The organism is Algibacter sp. L4_22 (genome assembly GCF_023473045.1).
In the GTDB taxonomy this organism is placed as follows: domain Bacteria; phylum Bacteroidota; class Bacteroidia; order Flavobacteriales; family Flavobacteriaceae; genus Algibacter.
This window is the reverse complement of sequence record NZ_JAMCOK010000008.1, coordinates 23,187-47,251: the sequence shown is the minus strand read 5'-3', so window position 1 is coordinate 47,251 and position 24,065 is coordinate 23,187. Positions and strand designations below refer to the sequence as shown.

19 protein-coding genes are annotated in these 24,065 nt (G+C 31.6%); 6 read left to right on the top strand and 13 right to left on the bottom strand.

The window, feature by feature from the left end:
* Nucleotides 1-166 precede the first annotated feature (166 nt).
* Nucleotides 167-2,539: an ATP-dependent helicase gene (locus M4I23_RS17595; protein ID WP_249755268.1), complete on the bottom strand. Its 2,373-nt coding sequence runs from the start codon at nucleotides 2,537-2,539 to the stop codon at nucleotides 167-169.
* 139 nt (nucleotides 2,540-2,678) lie between these two features.
* On the opposite strand from M4I23_RS17595, the gene M4I23_RS17590 reads away from it, so the two are divergent.
* Nucleotides 2,679-4,223 carry an FMN-binding glutamate synthase family protein gene (locus M4I23_RS17590; protein ID WP_249755267.1) on the top strand — a complete coding sequence of 515 codons (1,545 nt, stop codon included), beginning with the start codon at nucleotides 2,679-2,681 and terminating at the stop codon, nucleotides 4,221-4,223.
* Nucleotides 4,224-4,279: 56 nt separating this feature from the next.
* Here M4I23_RS17590 and M4I23_RS17585 read toward each other — a convergent pair whose 3' ends face one another.
* The 9 genes from M4I23_RS17585 to M4I23_RS17545 all read right to left on the bottom strand — a co-directional run bounded on the left by M4I23_RS17585 (nucleotide 4,280) and on the right by M4I23_RS17545 (nucleotide 13,598).
* Nucleotides 4,280-6,040 carry a hypothetical protein gene (locus M4I23_RS17585; protein WP_249755266.1) on the bottom strand — a complete coding sequence of 587 codons (1,761 nt, stop codon included), beginning with the start codon at nucleotides 6,038-6,040 and terminating at the stop codon, nucleotides 4,280-4,282.
* Nucleotides 6,041-6,124: 84 nt separating this feature from the next.
* The gene (locus M4I23_RS17580; protein ID WP_249755265.1) at nucleotides 6,125-6,865 is read right to left on the bottom strand and encodes a LytTR family DNA-binding domain-containing protein; all 741 of its coding nucleotides are present in this window, start codon (nucleotides 6,863-6,865) and stop codon (nucleotides 6,125-6,127) included.
* Nucleotides 6,865-9,714, bottom strand: a complete 2,850-nt coding sequence (locus tag M4I23_RS17575; RefSeq protein WP_249755264.1) for a histidine kinase — start codon at nucleotides 9,712-9,714, stop codon at nucleotides 6,865-6,867. The genes M4I23_RS17580 and M4I23_RS17575 overlap by 1 nt, the downstream gene beginning before the upstream one ends.
* A 48-nt stretch (nucleotides 9,715-9,762) precedes the next feature.
* Entirely contained in the window at nucleotides 9,763-10,314 is a 552-nt protein-coding gene (locus tag M4I23_RS17570) for a hypothetical protein (protein ID WP_249755263.1), read from the bottom strand.
* A gap of 80 nt (nucleotides 10,315-10,394) precedes the next feature.
* Nucleotides 10,395-10,829, bottom strand: coding sequence for a hypothetical protein (locus M4I23_RS17565; RefSeq protein WP_249755262.1), 435 nt, complete (start codon nucleotides 10,827-10,829; stop codon nucleotides 10,395-10,397).
* Nucleotides 10,830-10,903: 74 nt separating this feature from the next.
* Nucleotides 10,904-11,575: a hypothetical protein gene (locus M4I23_RS17560; protein WP_249755261.1), complete on the bottom strand. Its 672-nt coding sequence runs from the start codon at nucleotides 11,573-11,575 to the stop codon at nucleotides 10,904-10,906.
* Nucleotides 11,576-11,595: 20 nt separating this feature from the next.
* The gene (locus tag M4I23_RS17555) at nucleotides 11,596-12,027 is read right to left on the bottom strand and encodes a hypothetical protein (RefSeq protein WP_158851229.1); all 432 of its coding nucleotides are present in this window, start codon (nucleotides 12,025-12,027) and stop codon (nucleotides 11,596-11,598) included.
* A gap of 94 nt (nucleotides 12,028-12,121) precedes the next feature.
* Nucleotides 12,122-12,793: a putative metal-binding motif-containing protein gene (locus M4I23_RS17550; RefSeq protein ID WP_249755260.1), complete on the bottom strand. Its 672-nt coding sequence runs from the start codon at nucleotides 12,791-12,793 to the stop codon at nucleotides 12,122-12,124.
* A 4-nt stretch (nucleotides 12,794-12,797) separates the two neighbouring features.
* Nucleotides 12,798-13,598 carry a prolipoprotein diacylglyceryl transferase gene (locus tag M4I23_RS17545; protein ID WP_249755259.1) on the bottom strand — a complete coding sequence of 267 codons (801 nt, stop codon included), beginning with the start codon at nucleotides 13,596-13,598 and terminating at the stop codon, nucleotides 12,798-12,800.
* Between the two features lie 350 nt (nucleotides 13,599-13,948).
* On the opposite strand from M4I23_RS17545, the gene M4I23_RS17540 reads away from it, so the two are divergent.
* Nucleotides 13,949-14,467, top strand: coding sequence for a hypothetical protein (locus M4I23_RS17540; RefSeq protein ID WP_158851235.1), 519 nt, complete (start codon nucleotides 13,949-13,951; stop codon nucleotides 14,465-14,467).
* Here the strand turns inward: M4I23_RS17540 and M4I23_RS17535 are convergent.
* Together M4I23_RS17535 and M4I23_RS17530 are read right to left on the bottom strand one after the other, a co-directional pair.
* Nucleotides 14,459-15,379 carry a patatin family protein gene (locus tag M4I23_RS17535; protein ID WP_249755258.1) on the bottom strand — a complete coding sequence of 307 codons (921 nt, stop codon included), beginning with the start codon at nucleotides 15,377-15,379 and terminating at the stop codon, nucleotides 14,459-14,461. The genes M4I23_RS17540 and M4I23_RS17535 overlap by 9 nt on opposite strands.
* A gap of 202 nt (nucleotides 15,380-15,581) precedes the next feature.
* Complete coding sequence (locus M4I23_RS17530; protein ID WP_249755257.1) at nucleotides 15,582-17,579, bottom strand: M1 family metallopeptidase; 1,998 nt, start codon at nucleotides 17,577-17,579, stop codon at nucleotides 15,582-15,584.
* A 107-nt stretch (nucleotides 17,580-17,686) separates the two neighbouring features.
* Here M4I23_RS17530 and recG point away from each other — a divergent pair, with 107 nt between their 5' ends.
* Nucleotides 17,687-19,792, top strand: coding sequence for an ATP-dependent DNA helicase RecG (recG, locus tag M4I23_RS17525; protein WP_249755256.1), 2,106 nt, complete (start codon nucleotides 17,687-17,689; stop codon nucleotides 19,790-19,792).
* A 49-nt stretch (nucleotides 19,793-19,841) separates the two neighbouring features.
* A complete protein-coding gene (locus M4I23_RS17520) occupies nucleotides 19,842-20,423 on the top strand; it encodes a tRNA-(ms[2]io[6]A)-hydroxylase (protein ID WP_158851242.1) in 582 nt (193 codons plus the stop codon).
* A 29-nt stretch (nucleotides 20,424-20,452) separates the two neighbouring features.
* Here M4I23_RS17520 and M4I23_RS17515 read toward each other — a convergent pair whose 3' ends face one another.
* Nucleotides 20,453-20,899, bottom strand: a complete 447-nt coding sequence (locus M4I23_RS17515) for a hypothetical protein (protein WP_158851244.1) — start codon at nucleotides 20,897-20,899, stop codon at nucleotides 20,453-20,455.
* A 665-nt stretch (nucleotides 20,900-21,564) separates the two neighbouring features.
* Between M4I23_RS17515 and M4I23_RS17510 the strand changes: the two genes are divergently transcribed.
* Together M4I23_RS17510 and M4I23_RS17505 are read left to right on the top strand one after the other, a co-directional pair.
* Entirely contained in the window at nucleotides 21,565-23,436 is a 1,872-nt protein-coding gene (locus tag M4I23_RS17510; RefSeq protein ID WP_249755255.1) for a PAS domain S-box protein, read from the top strand.
* Nucleotides 23,423-23,812, top strand: coding sequence for a response regulator (locus tag M4I23_RS17505; RefSeq protein ID WP_158851250.1), 390 nt, complete (start codon nucleotides 23,423-23,425; stop codon nucleotides 23,810-23,812). The genes M4I23_RS17510 and M4I23_RS17505 overlap by 14 nt, the downstream gene beginning before the upstream one ends.
* The last annotated feature ends 253 nt before the right edge of the window (nucleotides 23,813-24,065 follow it).

Below are 24,065 nucleotides of genomic sequence, written 5' to 3'. Positions count from 1 at the left end.
TAAATTTATTTTTCTGTTGTTCTTAAGTTTAGATGCGGAATCGAAAAAAAACTTTCGGTGTTGGGAAAACTTTAACGGTTTCAACTAAAGTATAAATTTCATACCAAACCTAAGAACAGACCATTTTAAATATCAAATTAATAAAACCATCTCTTCTTAAAAAACTCTACCCAATAACCTCAAGCTTCGCAAACCTTAATAATAACTTCTTAATACCACCATGTTGAAAACTAATTTCAGCTTTCATATCTGCACCTACACCTTCAATTTTCATAACTTCACCAGTACCAAAACGGATGTGCTTTACAATATTACCAACAATTAATTTACTATCAAATAAATTGGTGTTACTACCTGTTTTAGCAACAGGTTTTAAATTTTTAGGTGTTGTAACTTGAAACTTTTCCGGATTAGATTTAGTAGGTCCTCCTTTTTTAAGCACAGCTTGTTTTGCAGGTTTAAACCTAATTTTATTTGGATTTGCAGGTTTATTGTCAACATCACCAAAAATATTAGCATCCAGCATCGGGTTAAATCGGCGCTCCTCTATTGGTGTTACAATATCGAGGTATTGTTCGTCTATTTCTTCTATAAAACGACTCGGTTCAGAATCTACTAATTTCCCCCAACGGTAACGAGATAGCGCATAAGTTAAATACGCTTGTTTTTCGGCACGTGTTAAGGCTACATAAAATAAACGACGTTCCTCTTCAAGTTCGCTACGCGTATTCATACTCATACCACTTGGAAACAAATCTTCCTCTAAACCAACAATAAAAACATGTTGAAACTCTAGCCCTTTTGCCAAGTGAATCGTCATTAAAGCCACGTGATCGGCATCACCTTTATCAGAATCTAAATCTGTTGATAAGGCAACATCTTCGAGAAATTCGGCTAAATTACCTGTGGTGTCGGCTATTTCTTTTTGGCCTTCCACAAAATCTTTCATACCGTTTATAAGCTCCTCAATATTTTCTATTTTAACAACACCTTCTGGCGTGTTATCCTTTTTATATTCGGAAATTATTCCTGCTGTTCGGGTCACGTATTCAGCCAATTCAAAAACATCGGCTGTTTGATTTAATACTTGGAAAGTTTCAATTAAAGTAACAAAATTTACAAGCTTAGTTTTGGTTCCTGCATTAATTTTAACATCCGTTTTATCAATATTTTTCATCACCTCGAAAATAGAACGCTTGTAACCATTGGCTGCAACAATCAATTTATCTACGGTAGTTTGACCAATACCACGGCCAGGGAAGTTTATAATTCGTTTTAATGCTTCCTCATCGGCTGGATTAATAATTAATCGCAAATAAGCTAAAACATCTTTAATTTCTTTCCTTTGATAAAAAGATAAGCCTCCATAAATTCGATACGGAATATCTCGCTTTCTTAAAGCATCCTCAATAGACCGCGATTGAGCATTGGTACGATACAAAATAGCAAAATCACTATTTGGTAACTGGTCGTTCATTTTAGTTTCCCAAATGGTACTTGCCACATAACGCCCCTCATCACCATCGGTTAAAGATCGGTTTACTTTTATTAACGGTCCTTCATCATTAGCTGTCCAAACTATTTTTTCAAGTTTAGTTTCATTTTTATCAATAATTGAATTGGCAGCATTGACAATATTTTTTGTAGATCGGTAATTTTGTTCCAATCTAAACTCCTTCACATCATCATAATCCTTCTGGAAGTTTAAAATATTGCTAATATTAGCACCACGGAAGGCGTAAATACTCTGCGCATCATCTCCTACCACACAAATATTTTGAAATTTATCTGATAAAGCTCGAACAATTAAATACTGGGAGTGGTTTGTATCCTGATACTCATCAACCAAAATATATCTAAATCGGTTTTGGTATTTCGCCAACACTTCCGGAAAACGAGTTAATAGTTCGTTGGTTTTCAATAGTAAATCATCAAAATCCATCGCACCTGCTTTAAAACAGCGATCTACAAATTCTTTGTAAACCTCACCCATTCTAGGTCGGCGTGCCATTGCATCGGCTTCTTTCAATTCTGGATTTTGAAAATAAGCACGAACCGTAATTAAACTATTTTTGTAAGATGAAATTCGAGAACGTACCTGCTTATATTTATATAGATCTTTATCTAGCCCCATTTCTCTAATAATAGAAGAAATCAGTCTATCGGAATCTTGAGTATCATAAATAGTAAAATTAGATGGATAGCCCAATTTATCAGCTTCTATACGTAAAATTTTGGCAAATACGGAATGAAAAGTTCCCATCCATAAATTTTTCGCTTCACTATTACCAACAATAGTTCCAATACGCTCTTTCATTTCACGAGCCGCCTTATTGGTGAAGGTTAACGATAAAATATTAAACGGATCAACGCCCTGACTCATTAAATATGCTATACGAAAAGTAAGCACACGTGTTTTACCAGAACCTGCGCCGGCAATAACAATCATAGGGCCATCCTTTTGTATGGTAGGTGCCAATTGAGCTTCGTTTAACTTACCTAATTGCACCTTTAATTCCTTCTCTAAATCCTTTTCCAAATCCTGTTCATTTTAAAGCGTGAAATTAACCATTGTTACGCATTTTTTAAGTTTGAATTATTAAAAATTATGAACAATCAACTTAAATATTTAAGTTTTAAATATCTTTACGTCTAAGTTATTCAAATAAAAAAAATATATGTTAGATTTTCTAGGAACAATTTCATGGTGGGTATGGGTCTTAATCGCACTAGCCATTGTGGCCATTCGTGATGTATTACAAAAGCATCACACCATAAGTCATAATTTCCCTATTGTAGGCCATTTGCGCTATTGGTTAGAAAGTATAGGTCCCGAAATGCGACAATATTTTGTAGCAAATAACCGTGAAGAATTACCTTTTAACCGTATAGAACGTGGCTGGATTTACGCCTCTGCAAAAAAAGAAAACAACTACGAGGGTTTTGGAACCGATAGAGATATTTTCCAACATCAACACATATTTGTCAATAATGCCATGATGCCTTTTGAAGTAAAAGACAAAAACCATCCGCACATAACCGATAAAACCTTTTTGCCGTGTGCAAAAATAATGGGAGAATTTAATAAACGTAAAAAACCATTTCGTCCAGGATCTATAATCAATGTATCGGCTATGAGCTTCGGTTCGCTTTCTGCAAAAGCAGTAGAATCCATGAACAAAGGTGTGAAAATAGCAGGCGCTTACCATAATACTGGTGAAGGTGGTTTATCTCCATATCACAGCTACGGTGGCGATGTTGTTTTTCATTTTGGAACAGGATATTTTGGTGTACGCGCTGCGGATGGTGGTTTTTCTATGGAAAAATTAGTTGCTTTAGTAGAGAAAAACCCATTTATACGTGCCATAGAAATCAAACTTTCACAAGGCGCAAAACCAGGAAAAGGCGGAGTTTTACCAGGTGCAAAAATAACCAAAGAAATTGCTGAAATTCGCCATGTAGAAATGGGAAAAGATGTGCTTTCTCCTCCCAACCATAAAGCATTTTCTAACGTACCAGAAATGTTGGTTTTTATCGAAAAAATAGCAGAAGCAACGGGCTTACCTGTAGGTATAAAAGGAGCTATTGGAAAACTAGAACAGTGGAAAGAATTGGCAGATATTATGCAAAAAACAGGTAAAGGTCCTGATTTTATTACGGTAGATGGTGGCGAAGGCGGTACAGGTGCTGCACCTCCAAGTTTTGCCGACCACGTATCTTTACCATGGGTTTATGGTTTTTCCGATTTATACAAAATGTTTAAAGATAAAGGATTAAGCGAGCGTATTGTCTTTATAGGAAGTGGAAGATTAGGCTTTCCTGCTAAAGCAGCGATGGCCTTCGCAATGGGTGCCGATTGTATTAACGTAGCTCGTGAAGCTATGATGAGCATTGGTTGTATACAAGCACAAATTTGCCACACCAACCGTTGCCCAACAGGAATTGCTACGCAAAACAAATGGACACAAAACGGTATCGATCCAACTTTAAAATCTGAACGTTTAGCTCAGTATTTTAAAACCTTTAGAAAAGAATTAGTAGAAATTACACATGCTGCAGGTTACGAGCATCCTTGCCAATTTAAAATGACCGATATAGAAATTAATATCGACGGCAACGACTTAGCAAGAGACTTAAGCAGAACCTATATGTACGAGAAAACAAAAGTGCCTTTTAATGGCATGCAAGCTTTAAAAAATTGTGAATATTTAGGAGGTAAATAAAAAAAAAACCGTTTCTATTATAGAAACGGCTTTTTAATTTTAAGATTAAGATCTAGTTAATTATCTCTTAACACATGGATTGTAACAGAAAGTGTTCTTAGACTTCCTGATGTATCTGTATAGGTTCCATTAATCGTTGCATCAATATAATCGCCTACATTACCATAGCTCGCCAAGTTTAGCTGTAAACTATTCGCGACATTATAATCTAAATTTACATTTCCTCCTTCAAAACCAAACTGAGAGAAAGCATAATTACCAGGCGTTATTGTATCTATTCCTATATAAAACCAATCGTTAGTAGCTCCAGTGTTCGATTTTGCACTTATCGTAAAACCTGTACCTTGTTGATATGCATTTGCATCGATACCTATAACATAATAATCTACTGGATTATTATCTACCTGTATGCTAACGTATTCTGTTATAGTGTTACACGCTATAATATTTCCAACATTACTATTGGTAAAATTAAACGTTAACTCATTGGTTGTTTGAAAACTATCATAATCTACACCTTCTAATGTAAAATCGAGAACAGAAGGACATTGTAATACTGAAAATGAAAATGAACCATTTGTTACTTGAGATGTTGCATATTGGTTACCATAATCTAAAACCACATAACCATTTGTAACATTAACACTAGAACAATCTACCAAACTTCCCGTAATAGTTGAAGAAACAACTGAAGACAGTACTACATCTCCTAAATTAGTATCTGCTGAAAAAGGACCAACTGTAGTAGTATACTCTAAATCTCCACATTGATTAAAGGCTTTTAAAGTTAATACCTCATTTGCAGGTATTAATCCACAAATTTCGCCGTCGCTATTAGAATTACCAATTCTTGGATAAACAGCACCACTTCTCCATAACTCTACTTTCACATTAGAAACAGGATTATTAGCATTGTCTACAATATTTAAACACAGGTTTACTGTTGGAAATTGTGCATCGCAGTTCCACCAAGAAAAATGAGCAACTTCTCCAATATATTTTCCGCCTACTAATGTTGCAATACCATCTTCAATCCAATATCCATTAACCTCATCAAAATGCCATAACGGTATACTTGCTGGCGCTACACTTATTTGTGCAGGATCTACAGGTAATTCAATTTGTGCAAAACTACCATCGGCAATGTTTAATTTTTCTCCAGAATCTCCTTTTAATTCAACATTTATCATCCCGTAAGTTTCTAAAACACGCTCTTGTCCATTAGAATTTTGAGCTTGTAAACTTCCTGGCATTAAATCTTCCACATCAGGATTAGCTGGGTCTAAGTGATATACAAATACCTTAACATTACCTGAGTAAGCGTTTCCGTTTTCATCTTTAAAATCACCATCAAAACTTACTTTTGTTCCATTGGTTAAAGAAACCTCACTACTACTTCCAGAAGCTACTGTACCGGCTAAATGCTCCGCTACTAGTATTATTTTAATTTGGTTTGTACCAGAAGTTGGCACTACGGAACGCATTCCTTTTAAATAACCCGATTTTTCGGCTGTAATAAATGCTAAATCTTCGTTTACATCGGTATTATTAATAATAAACATACCGTTTTCGTCTGTAGAAGCGATCTTACCTCCTATTGTAATGTTTACATTTTCTACAGGTAAATTTGTTTCATCAACAATTCTTCCCATAAAATCTCTTTGAATACTTGAACCTAAATCTAAAGTTGCTTCGCTATTTTCTCCAAAATCTACAGAAGAGTCATTACTATCCTTTGGATCGCATGAAGTAAATAATGTGCTTAACACTATAAATAGGCTAAGCATAAATCTAAAATTTTTGTTTACTATTTTCATAATTTAAATGTTTTAGTGTTCGATTTTTACTGATTATACACTTATATACATTTACCTTATTTTTTGTTACCCTATTTTTTAAAATTAATTAAATAAACTTAAAAATGCTTTTCTATTTGTTTTAGATATAGGTACACGATATTCGTTATCTAAAACAACATAACCTTCATTTTCAAAATGACGCACTTTTCCAAGATTAATTATGTGAGATTTATGACATTTAAAAAAATTAGAGTTTAACATTTTTTCGAACTTCCCTAAATTGTAAGAGCTCATTATTGTTATTTTATCTATTAAGTGAATTTTAGTATAACCATCGTACCCCTCTAAATGCAAAACCTCATCTTGAGGAATAAAGGAAACTCCTTTTTTAGTAGGCACCACAATTTTGTTATTGTTAGAAATATTTTCTTCTAATAAACTTACCAATTTTGAGTTATTATCACTTTCATTTTTTAGCTTTATTAAGTCTAAAGCTTTATTTACAGCAGCAATCAAATCATCATTATCCACAGGTTTCAAAATATAATCTATGGCAGATTTTTTAAAAGCTTCAATAGCATATTCACTATATGCTGTTACAAAAATGACCTGAAAATTGACATTTTTTAATTGAGCCAACAGTTCGAAACCATTGATTCTAGGCATTTCTATATCTAAAAACAAAATGTTAGGTTCTTCTTGCAAAATAGCTTCTATGGCTTCTTCTGGTTTTTGAAAAGCACCCAAAACTTTAATAACAGGAAACAGTTTTTTTATCTTGCGCTGTAAACCTTTTAAGTTTGAAATCTCATCGTCTACCAATATTGCCGTTATACTATTCATTATTTATTTTTTTCAATTATAAATATCGACTTATTCCCTTTATCCTCTCGATCCGGATACATTTCTTCTTTACTGTAACTTATGTTCCATTTTTCTGAAGAATTTAAAAAGTGTAATCTATCTTTTAAAACATTAGAAGATTTAACTTCCTTTTGGTTTCTTTTTTTTGTCTTCACAAACCCAACTCCATCATCAATAATTTCAACCTTAAAAGTGAGCGGATTTATGTAAATAAAATTAAGCGTAATTAACCCGTTATCCATTTTATTAAAAACTCCATGATTTACAGCATTTTCAACAATGGGTTGCAACAACATGGTTGGTATAGTTATGCTTTCTTTATCTAATTTCACATCAATATTGATGGTAAAATTCAGCTTTTCTTTAAACCGAAGCTTCTCTATCTCCAAATAATTGTGAAGCACACTTATTTCTGTTCCTAAAGAGATTTCGTTTTCTTTGGATAACTCGAAAAATTGACGAATAAGTTTTGAGAATTTCACTAAATATGTTTCGGAAGCTTCAAAATTATTTTCACCTATATAGTACTGTATTGCCGATAAGGAATTAAAAACAAAGTGAGGATTCATTTGAAATCTTAGTGCTTTTAACTGTAATTCTGACAAACGCTTGTCTTGATATATTTGTTGATTTCTTTTGAATTGTGAACGTTTTACAAAAAATCTAGAAATTAACACAACGAGCATAATACTTAGTAACACCATTAACCCTTTTACCCATATAGCTTGCCACCACAAAGGTTGAATTGTGAAACTTAATTGTTTTTTCGCACTACCGGCATCGATATGCAGCGTATATTTTCCGGGTTGAAGATTATTAAAACTAAAGTTATTAGTGGTTGTTGTTACCCAATCTTTTTGAATAGGTTTTAATTTGTATTTATATGAAAAAACATCGTCTCCCGACGAAAAATTAATATGCGATATATTGAAATTTAAGTTATTGTTTTTTTGATATTTAAAAACAGAATAATCTTCAGAAATATCACTTTTATTATATGTTGCCTTGTCTATATAAACATCTAACAAATGGGTTTCGTTTTGTACATCTTTAGGTAAAACTACAATCCCTTTGTCTGTACTCGCCATTAATTCATTCTTGTAAACAATAACACTGCTCACACTATTAGAAGATAATCCGTTGTTTTTATCTAGAACCAATTGTAGACTAAAATCCTCATTATTTTTTATGTATTTAAATATACCAGACTCTGTTGCTAACCAAATAATATCATCTTCAATAAAGGCATTATTTACAATTAAAAATTCGGAACCAGGAAGTTGCTTTATGGTTTTTAAATCTGAAATGTAAGCTCCAAACCCATCTGTATTTATTAAAATGTCTTCTTCTGAAACTGCTTTCAAGTTTAAAATAGACTTATTAAAATCTTGATTGGTAAATGGTATAGATTTAAATTCTTCATCTATAAACTCTTTTAAACCACTAGATGTAGCTATTAAAAGCTTCTGATTGAATAGGAATATTTGATTAACCCCTTGTTGATTATACTGATTTTCAATGCTGTAATTATTTGGATTTATTTTATTCATTCCAAATGCAAACCTTGTATAAAAATAATCGTCATGATAAACTAATTGCCTAATTTTATCGTTAATATCGTTGACATTGTTTAAAAAACCGAGCTTCTCAATTTTATTGTTTTTTGCGATTCTTACACTCGATTTAGACAGATAATATTCTGCGTCTAAAGCTTTAATATAAGAAGCATCAAAAATATAATCATCTTCTGCTATAAACTGTACAAACTCTTTTTTAAGATCATCATATTTATAAAATCCTTTATTAAAAACATTGGCGATTATTTTATCATTCACATAAGCAATGTTACTTACGGTTTCTGCAGATAAGCAATATTTAACTTGTTGTTTTTCTTTAGGCAAGTGGTAAATACCATTTGTAAAAGTACTTAACCATATAGAACCCACTTTATCATAAAAACCAAAATGTGCTTTTAATTCCTTCAGAATATAATATGTATTGGTGATATGAAAATTGGAGTCTAGCATACCAACAAAGCCTTCTCCTGAAATTTGCAAGCCATTATTGACAAGATTAATCCTTACGTATTTAGACGTTTCAACATTAATCTCATTTTTAAAATTTCTCCTATATAATTTTAAAGTATTTAAGTTGAGAAAAGCGTATTCTTTATTATTTACCCAATAAAATAAACTATCGGTAATTTGGCCTCTTACATTCTTATTTTCAAGTACATCTTTAAACTCAAAACCATCAATAACAGTCTTATTTTCATCTCTAACAAAAATAGAATCTTTAGCTGTATTTGTTGTAAAACTTGAAACCTGAGCATGCTTAACATAAGCCACTCTTATTAAATCTTCTGCTCTAGAATCGGCTAGGCTACGCCATTTTTCATCTTTTAAAACATGAAATTTATTAGAACCCGTTAAAATAATAGTATTATCAACCTGACTTGAAAAAATTGGACTAAAAATCTCTCCTTTTTGCTCACTCTCAAAACCGTATACACTATCATTTTCTATGTAACCTAATTTTGATGATTTAGATAAATACCACAGCTTATTATCTGGTGTTGGGTAAATTCCCCAAACATCATTATTTGCCAAACCGTCTTTAGTAGTAAACACTTTAAAGGTATTGCCATTATATTTAACCAAACCTTTAGCAGAGGCAAACCATAAAAACCCTTTTTGATCTTGAGCTATTTTATAAATATGGTTACTTGGCAAACCATTATCGGTAGTGTAATTTGTAAATTGTTGTGAAAAGGAAAAACTCCATATCGAAATAAGTAATAAAGCGATATAGAGTTTTTTATATTTCAATAGTATTTAATTTTAATTGATTAAAACAAAAGTAAGGGTTTTAAGTATTTATTGATCTATTTCTCGTAATACTCTACCTTCACCCTCTACATAACCTTGAATAGCAGGATCTAATGCATCAATATAATCTCCAGAAAAGGTAAATTCTATATAATCGCCTACAATTACCGGGTGTGCTGTAACTGTGCACATAATAGGTGTGCTTGGTAAATTTGTTGTACTAGAAATAAACACATTTCCTGCAAAAATATCTGTAAAATAAAAATTACCCGTAACACCATCTGAAACTCCCCAAGTAAAATTGGTAGTAGATGTAAACGCGTTGAAATCTTGAAAAGAAAAACTGCCGTCTAAAATGGGGCTTGATCCTGATGCTGTTTCAGCACCTGCTCTAAAAGAAAACTTTTGGTATACTGAATTAGTATTTGTAGTAAACCAGCCTTTAGCATAAGAATCGAAAACCCTTTCTGTTCCGTTATTGATAGTGTATTTAAAATACTCATCGGTATTACCTGTAGAGATCAATGCATCATCACTACTACAACTGTACATTAATAACAATATAACGGTTAAGCTTACTGATTTTAAAATTGAATTCATTATTGTTGTTTTTTATTATCGATATTGATATCTTTAAAACTGATTAGGTATTTCAGTTGTTCTTCATCTAAAAAATAGTTTTATAAAACCTCATCTATTATTACGCAAAACTCCAATTCCATACTGCCATAAATAACATCTAAGCGTACCTCATCGCCTACTGCTGTTCCTGCTCGTTGACAGGTTACTGTTACTCCCTCTAATTCAGCACCATTTATTGAAATCCAACCTGGGCCAGTTTCGTTTAATTCAATAACATTGGTTGTAAAGAACAAGGTTGGAGAACTTGTAAATGATGCTATTTCTATTCCTGGCGCACCATAAGGTCCGTTACTTGCATTGGGAAAATATTGTGTATCTAACTCCGTTTCTGGAATCAAAGTTTGATCGTTATTGCTATCGAAATATGAGAAACCTTGATAGTTACATTGCGACTCGTTTGTTGCATTACCATCATCATTATCACACGATGTTCCTAAGGATAATAAGAGTAATAAAATAAATATATTTTTCATTTTATGCATTTTTAAAGAGATATGGAATTACCAAAACCTTGATTGAATTTTGTTATTAAATTTTAATATGCCTTTTAATCTTGAAAAACACCTAGAGTACCTTCATAGTGTCCTGTAAATGTTTCACCAAGGTGATTCACATAAACATAATCCACATCAATCGTGCTTTCTTCTGGATTGAAACCATCAATATTAATAGCATTTATCGTTAATGTAGGCGTAGCGTTTCCTGGGCCTTGAGCATTAGTATAATCATCTGAAGATGGATTGCCATACTCAACTCCATCAATAAAATAAGGCGTACTTAAAGATTCAAAAGTGCCTGTATAATTTTCTACTATCACAGTATCTGGAGTTGAATTAATTGTTGCATGATAAAGATCACCGACATACGTATTTCCTGCAGTTGGTGCAGAATTTGCTAAGCTTGGATTATCTTCAACTGTTAAATTAAAGAACACAAAGTTAGACGTGTTTAATGTAAATATATACTCGTTAGCATCTGCTGGAGCTCCCGTGCTAGAATCGCCATCTGCCATGCGCCCATCAATGAAGAAAAAGTTGTATTGATCTGGAGGGTTATTATCTTCATCTACTTCAAAATAAGCATTGGCCGTTTCGTAAAATGTGCCATTATGTGTAAAACCATCTGTTGGGTTTGCTGGATCGGTTTGAGCGTCATCATTATTATCACAACTATACATTGAAATAGTAAGAAGTATTAAAAGTGCTTTTATTATTTTCATCGTTATTTTTATTTTTTCTATTAATGGTATAAGTCAATAATTACGCAGTATTCAGCTTCTACACCACCACCAGTAATATCATATCTAAATTCTTCTCCTATGGCATTACCGGCTCTTTGGCAAGCAACATTTACAGTATGGATTGTACCATTAACACTTAATTGTCCTACTCCAGTTGCCCCGTCTGTTACAACTAATGTTACAAACCAAAAATTCCCTGGGTCGCTAGATTTATATATCTCTACTTCTGGCCCATTTGATGATGTGTAAAAGAAATCGGTGGTTAGATCAGATTCCGCAATTAATGTTTGCGTATTATCTGAAGTATCTAAAAAAGTAAACCCGGCAAAATTACATTCATCTTGATTGTCTGCATTGCCATCATCATTATCGCAGTTAAATAAAACTAGTGTTAAAACTAATAGGCAAAGCGTTTTGATAGTTGTTTTCATAATCGTTAATTTATTTTTATATTTATTATATATTTCCCTTATATCAAAGCAACTAAGAAATTGTTACCCCTTAATTGATTCTTTTTTTAATTATTTAAGAAACTTCATCTACTATTCCATCACAATCATTATCAATACCATCTTTAATTTCTAAAGCATACGGATGTATTTTACTATTGGTATCATCACAATCTAAAGCATTATAAACACCCTCTTTTTCTGCTTGTACTTGAGAACCGTAACCATCGCCATCATCATCTACATAAGTAATATCATCTGTATCAATTTCTCCGTTACAGTTGTCATCTATTTCATTATTATAAATTTCGTCTGCTATAGGGTTTATGTTAGGATCTTTATCATTACAATCTGCATTATTAGTCACAAAATTTTCTGGAGCACCTTCTCCTAAAACGATCTCAATAACTTCTGAAACATCCGAATTTCCAAAACCATCACCATCTTCATCATGATAAAAAGTAAAAGCGTGTAAATCATTACAATCTTCATCTATAAGATTATCTGGAATTTCTGTTGCTCCAGGATAAACACTTGCATTGGTATCATCACAATCTGTATTATCTGCTACATATCCTTGAGGTTGGTCATATTGACTATTATAACTTCCATTATCACCATAACCATCTCCATCTGCATCTTCAAACCAATCTCCAGATGGGTCACCAGTACACCCGGAACCTATAATAAATACAGCGGTTACTAATAACATAATTGGTAATATTATTTTTAAAAATCGATTTTTCATAATGTTATATATTAATTGTTTTTAAATCTGTTTGTGTATAATATTTATAGTAGAAATAAGCTGAAATTGAAATAAGGCATAAGCCGATAAATTGCGAATGCGAAAGCACATTTTCTATAATAAACCCTCTATCGTCTCCTCTAAAAAACTCTAGAATACCACGACCTAAAGCATAAAGCATCAAATAGATTAAGAAAATTTGACCATTAAATTGTTTGTGTTTTTTAACCATTAATAATGTTAACATAATGCACACCAATAATAATACCTCGTACAATTGTGTTGGATGTACAGACGCACCATGTGTTGTAGGGAATATTAAACCAGAGCTACTAGTTGTTGGAGCTCCATAACAACATCCTGCGCTAAAACAGCCTAATCGTCCTATAGAATGTACAATGGTTGTTGTAATTGCAAAAATATCTAGCATTGGCAAAACCGGTATCTTCTGCTTTTTTAAATACCAAATGATATATGGAATAATAACTACAAACGAACCATAGAATACAAAACCGCCAGAGAAATTATCTAGCATTAAACTGGGGTTTTGTATATAGTGCAAAGGATCTTGTAAATAGAAAAATAACTTTCCGCCAACAAACCCCGCTATAAAAATGAGATAAAAAAATGTGTTAGAAATATTAGTGATACCTAGTTCTCTTTTCGCACTCCATTTAGTATAAATAGCTGCTGCCAAAGTACCTAATGCAATTAAAAAAGCATAAGAGTAGACTGTAACATGTTTTACACCCAATAGATTTGATAAAAATTCTGGTAATGAAAAATTGAATAGTTCTGGGTGCATCTCGTAAATTATTTTTTTTGTTGAAAAACCTTCTTGTATAATTTTTATAACATTTATTTAGAAGCAGTAAATACTAACTTTATATGCTTTTCTTATTTATACCAATAACACCTTGAAAATATTACCCTTTCAGTAAAAAAATACGTTAGCGAAAATTGATAAAATCCTACTAACGATAAGTCTTATAATAATTAAGAACACGTGCAAAATAAAGTGTATTACTAAGATTATGAAGATGTATTTACCCAATAGATATTTTCGTTGAATGAAACCGTGTTTTCATTCAACCATTAGATAATTTATGTTTTTATAAAAAAACACCTTATGTTTGTAGGAGGATAATTAAACTTATGGAACAGCAAATTTTAAACCTTTTAATGTATATAATTCCTTCTATAATTACGGGAGTTATCGCTTTTTACTTTTTTAAAGAACACACAAAAAATGAGGATGGTCGCAGACGTTTTCTCTTAAAAAAAGATCTGCAAGTAAACGCATTGCCTTTACGCTTACAAGCTTACGAACGGATGGCTATTTTTTTAGAACGCATTACGCCATCAAAACTACTTATTAGAGTAGCTCCAACATCTTCAGATAAAGAAAATTATGAATCTCTATTAATACAAAGTATAGAACAAGAATTTGAACATAACTTATCACAACAAATCTATATAAGTGATAAATGTTGGAACATTATTACTGCATCAAAAAATGCAACTATTCAACTTATTAGAAAAGCCAACTTACTCGAAAAAACCGATTCTGCTAATAAATTACGTGAAGTTCTTTTAACCGAAATGATGGACCGTTTAGCTCCAACCGATGCTGCTCTATCTTATATAAAAGAAGAAGTTTCTAGTTTATGGTAAAATATCTTGGCGCAACTCATTAGAGCGAGCTTCATGGCTTTTTGCCTTCGCATATTCAAAACCTTGTTGCCACCAAGTAGCCATATGTTTTTTATTAAAAATTAATGAGTTTTCGGTTAGTTTCGATGGTGTATAATATAAATTAAGTTGTACATTTTTATATTTGGCAGCTAATTTACCAATGGTAATATCACTACGCTCTACCTGATCTAGTAAGTGCCCAAATAAGTTAAGCATTAACGAAAACGGATTTTTACCAAGTACTTTATTGTACTCCATATTTTCAGATTCTAAAATAACGGCATCAATTTCGGTAGCACCACGTAAAATAGCTTCTCGAATAGGAACAACACAGCCAAAAGCGCCATCTGCATACTCAAAACCATCAACTTTAGCTAAAGACATAAATGGAATGTAATTACATGAAATCCAAATCCATTCGCAAAACTCTTCGTAACTAAATTCTTTTATAGACTTATACTCTACTCTATTTCTTGATAAATTAGAAACCGTAACTACAACATCTTCTTTGGTTGCTCTAATTAAATCGAACTCCTCTTTTGTAAAGTGCTTTTTTAAGTAACGTTTTAGCGATTTACTTTCACCAAAAGTCCTTTTACTTTTTGCAAACTGAAGTAATGTGTTAAAATAATTGATAGTTACATACTCTCGGTCACCCTTTTTTCTCATTACAAAAGGATTTATACTAAAAATATTACTCTGCTTCACGTTTGTAAAAACATCATATATTTTATCAATTTTACCCGCTGCTAAATGAGGCACAAGTAAGCTTCCCGTAGATGTTCCTAAAAACAAATCGTATTCCCTTCCTTCATGTTGCATTAAATATTGAGCCACACCACCGGCATATGCTCCTTTACTTCCTCCACCCGATATTACTAATGCTTTCATTCAAAAATTTTAATGGGTAAATATAAACAAGAATTTATAGATAGCTTATTATTCGTTTAAAACTTATTATTCTAAAAATTAAAAAATAGTATAGTCTATTAACTGTATTTGTAAAAAAACGAATATTAAATATAGTTTTAAAACTAAATCATTTACTTAACAAGATGTTTAACATTTAGAAAACTTAGAACGATTAAAACAATTACTCAACCTTTAATAATTCTTTTGCAAATTTTGAAAATCTCCAATTATGATGTTTTGTAGCTTCTTGCAAATTTTCTTTGCAAGAAGTATTACAAGCTTGTATTTGATGTAAATACTGAAAAGCATTTTGTCTAATTTCAAAACCATATTCAGGACTTGTATAGTTTGTTAATTCTTCAAAATATTCCGCTTTGTTTTTGGTTTCATAATCTTCCGTTATTAATGCTAACACCAACCAAAGTTGACGCACATTTTTACTATTAAAACCTTGAATTCCTTTTGTTTTATCAAGATATTCTTTTCGCTGTAGCGGAAAATTGCTCCACAAATTAAACAAAGCCGTTTCTATAGTGATATACGATTTATCATCTAAAAGCGACTCGTATTCTGTTTTAAATTCTGAAGGGATATTGGACATAGATTTAGCTACCTCTTGACGAACTTTAATGTCTTTTGAGTTTAAAACACCTTTAAATAAATTATCCTTATCAATTAATGAGTCATTAACTAATGATTTAAAAAAATCAACACGAGCAAAATCCCCCACCATTCCATAAAGTAAATCCCATTCTGTAAAACTCTTTTGGTTAACTTCTGCCAATCTACAAGAAAACATAACACCTTTATTCCTTTGTTTTTTTAATATCTCATCAGACTTTCTTTTTAAAACAGATTGAAAAGAATCAACATTCACGATATAGTTCTGCATAAACATGCTTAAATCTAATCCACTTGCCTGCTCTACTTCACCTATAAAATCTTTAGTTTCAACATTTTTAAATTTATACTTCTGTAAATAACTTTTAACACCCTTTTTAAAAGCTTCTTCGCCAACTTTTTCTCGCAACAAATGCAATATCCAAGCTCCTTTTTTGTAAAATGTGGTGCTACTAGATTTCGGGTTTAAAAGCGAAGTGCTTCCTCCTACTTCATCTTGCTCTAATAATTCCTGAGCGTACTCGTAAAGTCTCCAATAGTAATAATCGAAACCAAACACGTCACCTTCTGCTAAAAGCGCGTAATAAGTTGCAAAACCTTCTTGTAACCAATGGTGCGTTCCAGAGGTTTCTGTAACCAAATCTCCAAACCATTGATGTGCCAACTCATGTGCATTCACGTTTACATAATTCTTATCTACAAAACCAATAGAATCGATAACAAAAGCATCAGAAAACAAGGTTGTGCTCGTGTTTTCCATACCTGCATATAGAAAATCTTTAACAGGAATCTGCTTGTAATTTTGCCAAGGATATGGCACACCAATTTCTTTTTCTAAAAAATCGAACATTTGCTTTGTATAGCGATATGTAGGCTCAAATTTTAGAGAATCTTCTGGGTAAAAGTACATTTCTAACGGAATCCCGCTTTTAGATATTTCGGTGTTTTTAGAATATTTTCCAATAGCTAAAGCCAGTAAATAACTTGACATTGGGTGCTGCATATCATAATGCCATGTTGAGGTTTGATCTTTAACGACTTTATTTACAAGCTTTCCATTCGCTATTACTTCATAATTACTATAAAATAAAATAGTTAAATCAAACTCAACTTTTTCGTTCATATCATCGAAACTCGGCAACCAGTTGCTTGTATACTTTCCTTGCCCTTGCGTCCAGATTTGTTTATTTCCATTAGAATAACCCCAATCTATAAAATACATGGCTTTTTTAGGATTCGTTTTAAATAAAATTTCAATGGAATGCTTTGTATTCGCCTTAAACGGGTGTTTTACAATTAGCTGATCCCCATTGTAAAGACTATCAGAAAACTGTGAATCTAAAACATAAGAAATATTTTTAAAATTTCTAGCATCAATAAAAATGGAATCGGTGTTTTTTAATATTTCAAATTGATAAACAATCTTCCCTTCAACCTCTTTTTTTAATAAATCGCCAAATAAAATATCAGCTTTAGCAGTAGTAAAATCTACATATTCGGTTTGTTGACCAAACGAAAAATTCCAAATAAAAATAAATACTAACAAAGACAATCTCATAAATAAATTCTTTCAAAAACTAAACCAATATAGATGTTTTAAAAATGAAATATTAAAAATAAGCAACAAAGTTATTGTAATTTGATAATTATTTCTAGTTTAGTTTTGTGAAAAGTAACTACCTACAAACCCCGATAGATTATTTAAAAGGCATTGGCCCCAATCGTGCCGATGCTTTGCGTAAGGAACTTGGTATACATACGTTTCAAGATTTGATGAATTTATTTCCAAATCGCTATATAGATCGTACGCAGTTTTACAAAATTAGCAGGTTACAACAAAGTAATGCCGATATACAGATTATAGGAAAAATTACAGGTTTTAAAGAAGTTGCCCAAAAACGAGGTAAACGACTTGTTGCTAATTTTGTTGATGAAACAGGCACGATGGAATTAGTTTGGTTTCGTGGCCAAAAATGGATAAAAGAGAATTTAAAAACCAATATTGAATACGTTGCTTTTGGAAAAGCAAATGCATTTGGAGGTAAATTCAGCATGCCACATCCGGAGTTAGAATTGCTAACAGAACACGAAAAAAATATGAGATCGGCCATGCAACCGGTTTATCCATCAACCGAAAAATTGGCCAATAAAGGCATTACAAATCGTGTAATTAGTAAAACGATGCAGCAAATATTTCTGGATACAAACGGAAAATTTGTTGAAACTTTATCCGATAATCTACTTTCTGAATTAAAATTAATTTCGAAAAGCGAAGCCCTTTTTAACATCCATTTTCCAAAGAGTCAAGAATTACTTTCTAAAGCACAATTTCGATTAAAGTTTGAAGAATTATTTTATATTCAACTACAGTTAATTATTAAAAATTTAATTCATAAATCGAAAATAAAAGGTTTTCCTTTTGATAAAGTAGGCAAATATTTTAATCAATTTTTTAAAGACCATTTACCTTTCGAATTAACTGGTGCGCAAAAGCGTGTTTTAAAAGAAATTCGGTCAGATTTAGGTAGTAATGCACAAATGAATCGCCTTTTGCAAGGCGATGTAGGTTCTGGAAAAACCATAGTAGCTTTCATGTCTACATTAATGGCGCTTGATAACGGTTTCCAAGCTTGTCTAATGGCACCAACCGAAATCTTATCAGTCCAGCACTATAATGGTTTAACTGAGCTATCTAAAGAATTGAACATTAGCATCGAAATTCTTACAGGCTCAACCAAAACCTCAAAACGACGAATAATTCATGAAAAACTAGAAAATGGCGATTTGCAGCTTTTAATTGGTACACATGCTCTACTTGAAGACAAAGTGAAATTCAAGAATTTAGGTCTTGCAATTATAGATGAACAACACCGATTTGGAGTTGCTCAACGGAGTAAATTGTGGCGTAAAAACACCTCGCCTCCACACGTTTTAGTGATGACGGCAACACCAATTCCACGTACTTTAGCCATGTCCGTTTATGGTGATTTAGACATATCTGTAATCGACGAATTGCCACCTGGAAGAAAGGCTATAAAAACAGTTCATAGATTCGATAAAAATCGACTAAACGTTTTTCGTTTTATTCGTGACGAAATTAAATTAGGTCGACAAATTTACATCGTGTATCCGCTTATAAAAGAAAACGAAAAAATGGATTATAAAGATTTAATGGATGGTTACGAAAGTATCTCGCGAGACTTCCCGATGCCAGAATATCAAATCTCGATTGTACACGGAAAAATGAAACCTGCAGATAAAGAATTCGAAATGCAACGTTTTATAAAAGGTGAAACTCAAATTATGGTTGCCACTACCGTTATTGAGGTTGGTGTAAATGTGCCTAACGCCTCCGTAATGATTGTAGAAAGTGCCGAACGTTTTGGTTTATCTCAATTGCACCAATTACGTGGTCGTGTGGGTCGTGGTGCAGAGCAGAGCTACTGTATTTTAATGACGGGACACAAACTAAGCTCCAACAGTAAAACGCGTATAGAAACCATGGTAAAAACTAATGATGGTTTTGAAATTGCTGAAGTCGATTTACGCCTTCGTGGTCCTGGAGATATTATGGGTACGCAACAAAGTGGTATTTTAGATCTTAAGATAGCAGATATTATTAAGGATAACGATATTCTTCAACATGCAAGACACCATGCTAAAGCCATATTAAGCGACGATAAAAGTTTATCAAAACCAGAGAATCTGGCTATTTTAAACACTTATAAATCGTTAAGTAAATACAAAAATATTTGGAATTATATTAGTTAGACTTTTAGTTCCAACCTACAAATAACTACTTTTACAAAAAATAAAAAACATGCTTGGTTTAAAATTAGCTACCGACCCGCGATGGGTAAATATTGTAGAATCGAATATTGAAGAAATATTAACCGATCATGCTTGGTGTGAGCAAAAAGCAGCCACTAACGCTATAACTATAATTACTTTAAACCCTGAACACGAAGACTTAGTAACCGATTTACTTGAATTGGCTAAAGAAGAATTGGAACACTTTCAAATGGTACATGATATCATTAAGCAACGTGGTTTTAAGCTTGGTCGTGAACGTAAAGATAGTTATGTAAACGAACTCTATAAATTTATGAATAAAGGAGGTAGTCGCTTACAATCTATGGTAGACAGACTATTATTTTCCGCCATGATTGAAGCTAGAAGCTGTGAGCGCTTTAAACTCCTTTCAGAAAAAATTAATGATCCCGAATTATCTAAATTTTATCACGATTTAATGATTAGCGAAGCAGGGCATTACACTACTTTTATAAGCTTTGCCCGTAAATACGGAAAACCGATAAATGTTGATAAACGCTGGCAAGAACTAATTGATTTTGAAGCCGAAGTAATTCAAACTTATGGAAAATCGGAAACGATACATGGGTAAAACCCATTAATATAAAAATGAAATATATTTTAGTGAAATTCACTAAATTCATGTAAAGACTTCAAAGTTTCTTCATAAAACAAAATCGCAGAAATTAAATTATCTGTATCAGAATACGGTAATATACGATCCTGAAACTCTTTCATTTTTTCTAAATACTCAGCGGTAGCTTCAAATTGATCGTCTAAGGCATTTCTATTATCGCTATCATTAGGTATTCCAAGAGTTGACATTGTTACACCTGGCTTAGTTGCAAAAGCAATATAAGGTAACAATTTAGCCAAACTTTCTATCCGTTCTACGTATAAAACCAATAATTCGCCTTTTTGCATGCGATCTAAGTCTGTTTTATTATGATATTTTCTAATAGCAACTTTTGAACTAATAATACTTTTAGCCACTTTAGTTTTTTGAGCAAAGCCCACACTGGTTATCATAAATAGGCTTATGCAAAATAATACAACTTTAAATTTCATATTGAGGTTTTTTGGGTCAGGAATGCAAATTTAAGTGATTTAACGTAAAAAAAAAGCGTTTTGTCGATTTTTTTTATCAAAAAAAATTTTTCAGAATACAATATATTGAATTCAAAACTTACCTTTTTTTTCTTTATTTAATCACGATAATACTATATTACCTTTATTAAAAAAATACATTTCTTTTGTTTTAACTATCTAAAATCAAAAACAATACCATAATTAATATTTTCAAAAATTCAAATAAGTTTTACTCTATTTAATCACACAAAAACAAGCCCTAACTAACTAAAAACCTGCGTTATAAAAAATTAAATATTTTCATTTAAACTCTATCAATTTTCTTTACAAATATTAATATTGAATGATAATATGAGTATGTCCAATCAATTTCAGATTGTTAAAAATACCATAAATTATATATTATAATAATCACAGACTTATTATTAAAACAAAGGTTTTAATTTAAAATTAACCAAAAAATATTAATTCCATAGATAAAAGGTTATTTTATAGGTTATTTCTTATTTAAAAATTTAATTATTACATTTAAACATGTGTTATACGTAAATAAACTATTTTTACAAACAAAACGTAATAGAAAACTGCTTTTTTATTGAATTTTTATATTATACCTATAAATAATCAAATTATTCCAAACCTAAATGAACTATTTACAAAAAGAGCTTTATAGTTCTTTAAAAACAGATCTTAAAATCATTGAGTTTGTTCAAAGTAATTCACTCGATGGTATGTGGTATTGGGATCTAGAGAATCCGGAAAACGAGTGGATGAACGATCGTTTTTGGGAAGTTTTAGGCTATAATCCTGATGAAATGCCACACAAAACATCTGCTTGGCAAAATATTATAAACCAAGACGATTTAAAAATTGCTGTTGCTAATTTTAATGATCACGTTGAGGATCCAACAATACCGTACGATCAAGTATTAAGATACACCCATAAAAATTGTAGAACTATTTGGATTAGATCTAAAGGACTTGCTCTAAGAAATAAAGAAGGCAAAGCCATTAGGATGGTAGGCTCACATATTGAAATTACGGAACTTAAAGAAAATGAAGAGTTTTTAAACCGTTGCAATCATGAAGCTAATATTGGTTTCTGGGATATGTCTGTAGAAAATAAAACAGTAAAATGGAGTAATACAACTAAAACAATACATGGCGTAGCATTAGATTACGAGCCAAATCTCGAAACTGGTATTAATTTTTACAGAGAAGGTTCTAGTAGATCTAAAATTACCGAATTAGTATTTAGAGCTTTAAATTTTGGAGAAGCTTTTAAAATTGAATTACAAATTGTTACTTTACAAGGAGAATACAGATGGGTTAAAGTTATTGGTATTCCCGAAAAAACAGAAAACAAGTATAGTAGAATATACGGTACCATACAAGATATTAACGATCTTAAAAAGTACCAAATAAAATTAGAACAAAGTGAACAAGCCTTTCGAGGTAATTTTGAAAACGCTGCCATTGGGATGGCCTTATTTGATAAGGATGGTAAATGGATTAAAATAAACCAAACACTTTGTGATATATTAGGGTACACTCAAGATGAGTTAAACCAATTAACTTTTCAAGATATTACACACCCTGAAGATTTAAATACCGATGAATCTTTAATTGAAGACGTAATCATCGGAAAAAAAGACCATTACAAAATAGACAAACGTTATTTCCATAAAAAAGGACATATTGTTTATATTCATCTCGCTGTTTCTGTTGTAAGAGGTACTGAAAAAGAAGCCCTTTATTTTATTTCTCAATTTATTGATATTACACTTTTAAAAGAACAAGAAAAGGCTTTAAAACGTATTATCACTTTTACCCAAGACCAAAATGACCGTCTTAAAAACTTTGCCCATATTGTATCGCACAATTTACGTTCGCATTCTGGTGGAATTTCGGCTCTTTTAGAAATTTTGAAAGATGATGAACCTGATTTTTTTGAAAATGAAATGATTCAATTATTAGCAACATCGTCTACGAATTTAGAAGAAACGATTAATCATTTATCCGAAGTTGTTCAAATTAACTTATCTTCAACTGAGAATTTAACACTAATTCCTCTAAATAATATTATTAATAAACAAATCTCCTCTGTAAAACCACTTGCTGAAAAAAACAATATAAAAATAACAAATAATATAGAAAAAAATATTGAGGTACTCGGTGTCCCTGCTTATTTAGAAAGTATTATTTTAAATTTTGTAACTAATGCAATTAAATACAGCTCTGACGAAAGAAATAGTTTTTTAAATATAAATTCAGAAAAAAATGGACGATACACTATAATTTCATTTACAGATAATGGTATTGGAATAAACCTAAATTTACACAGAAAAAAACTATTTGGAATGTATAAAACATTTCATGACAATGAAGACGCCAGAGGTATTGGTTTATTTATTACTAAAAACCAAATAGAAACTTTAGGTGGAAAAATAGAAGTAACTAGCGAACTTAATAAAGGAACAACTTTTAAAGTATTTTTTAAACATGAAAAAAATTAACTTAGCTTGTATAATTGAAGACGACCCTACACACGTCTATATTACTAAACGGTTTTTGAAACGAACCGGACTTGTGGAATCGATTTTAACATGCTCGAATGGAAAAGACGCATTTGACAAATTAAAAGCAATAATTTCTGACGGAAAGCAGCTGCCAGAATTAATACTCTTAGATTTAAATATGCCTATTTGGGATGGGTGGCAGTTTCTTGATGCTTTTAAAGCAATACCCAGCGAAAAAAAAATAAATATTTACATACTTACAAGCTCTAACAGCGAAGCAGATATAGAGCGCGCAAAACTATATAATATTGATAGTAATTATATTGTTAAACCTATAACTTTAGAAAAATTACAAGAGGTGCTTTTTAATTAATAAAATCTATAGTTTAATTTACTACCCCCTCTTTTACATCACTATCAATCCTCTCAATAAAAACTCAAATTTATTGAGAGGGTTTAGTTAAAAGGCAACCTTAATCAATGTGTAATACACTACCGACTTCATTTTACTTTATAAAACCTTCTCAAATTTCTATAACTCTTTTCTTTTTTAAATTTAGTATATTACTTATAAAAAAGAGTTATTAGCAGTAAACGTCACCTCAAAAACCAATCAATACAACACC

Coding starts and splice junctions, on each gene's coding strand:
- M4I23_RS17520 (WP_158851242.1), top strand. CDS start 19,842: ATGCTTGGTTTAAAATTAGCTACCGACCCGCGATGGGTAAATATTGTA.
- M4I23_RS17550 (WP_249755260.1), bottom strand. CDS start 12,793: ATGAAAAATCGATTTTTAAAAATAATATTACCAATTATGTTATTAGTA.
- M4I23_RS17515 (WP_158851244.1), bottom strand. CDS start 20,899: ATGAAATTTAAAGTTGTATTATTTTGCATAAGCCTATTTATGATAACC.
- M4I23_RS17580 (WP_249755265.1), bottom strand. CDS start 6,865: ATGAATAGTATAACGGCAATATTGGTAGACGATGAGATTTCAAACTTA.
- M4I23_RS17535 (WP_249755258.1), bottom strand. CDS start 15,379: ATGAAAGCATTAGTAATATCGGGTGGAGGAAGTAAAGGAGCATATGCC.
- M4I23_RS17545 (WP_249755259.1), bottom strand. CDS start 13,598: ATGCACCCAGAACTATTCAATTTTTCATTACCAGAATTTTTATCAAAT.
- M4I23_RS17585 (WP_249755266.1), bottom strand. CDS start 6,040: ATGAAAATAGTAAACAAAAATTTTAGATTTATGCTTAGCCTATTTATA.
- M4I23_RS17555 (WP_158851229.1), bottom strand. CDS start 12,027: ATGAAAACAACTATCAAAACGCTTTGCCTATTAGTTTTAACACTAGTT.
- M4I23_RS17530 (WP_249755257.1), bottom strand. CDS start 17,579: ATGAGATTGTCTTTGTTAGTATTTATTTTTATTTGGAATTTTTCGTTT.
- M4I23_RS17565 (WP_249755262.1), bottom strand. CDS start 10,829: ATGAAAAATATATTTATTTTATTACTCTTATTATCCTTAGGAACATCG.
- M4I23_RS17590 (WP_249755267.1), top strand. CDS start 2,679: ATGTTAGATTTTCTAGGAACAATTTCATGGTGGGTATGGGTCTTAATC.
- M4I23_RS17560 (WP_249755261.1), bottom strand. CDS start 11,575: ATGAAAATAATAAAAGCACTTTTAATACTTCTTACTATTTCAATGTAT.
- M4I23_RS17510 (WP_249755255.1), top strand. CDS start 21,565: ATGAACTATTTACAAAAAGAGCTTTATAGTTCTTTAAAAACAGATCTT.
- M4I23_RS17540 (WP_158851235.1), top strand. CDS start 13,949: ATGGAACAGCAAATTTTAAACCTTTTAATGTATATAATTCCTTCTATA.
- M4I23_RS17505 (WP_158851250.1), top strand. CDS start 23,423: ATGAAAAAAATTAACTTAGCTTGTATAATTGAAGACGACCCTACACAC.
- M4I23_RS17570 (WP_249755263.1), bottom strand. CDS start 10,314: ATGAATTCAATTTTAAAATCAGTAAGCTTAACCGTTATATTGTTATTA.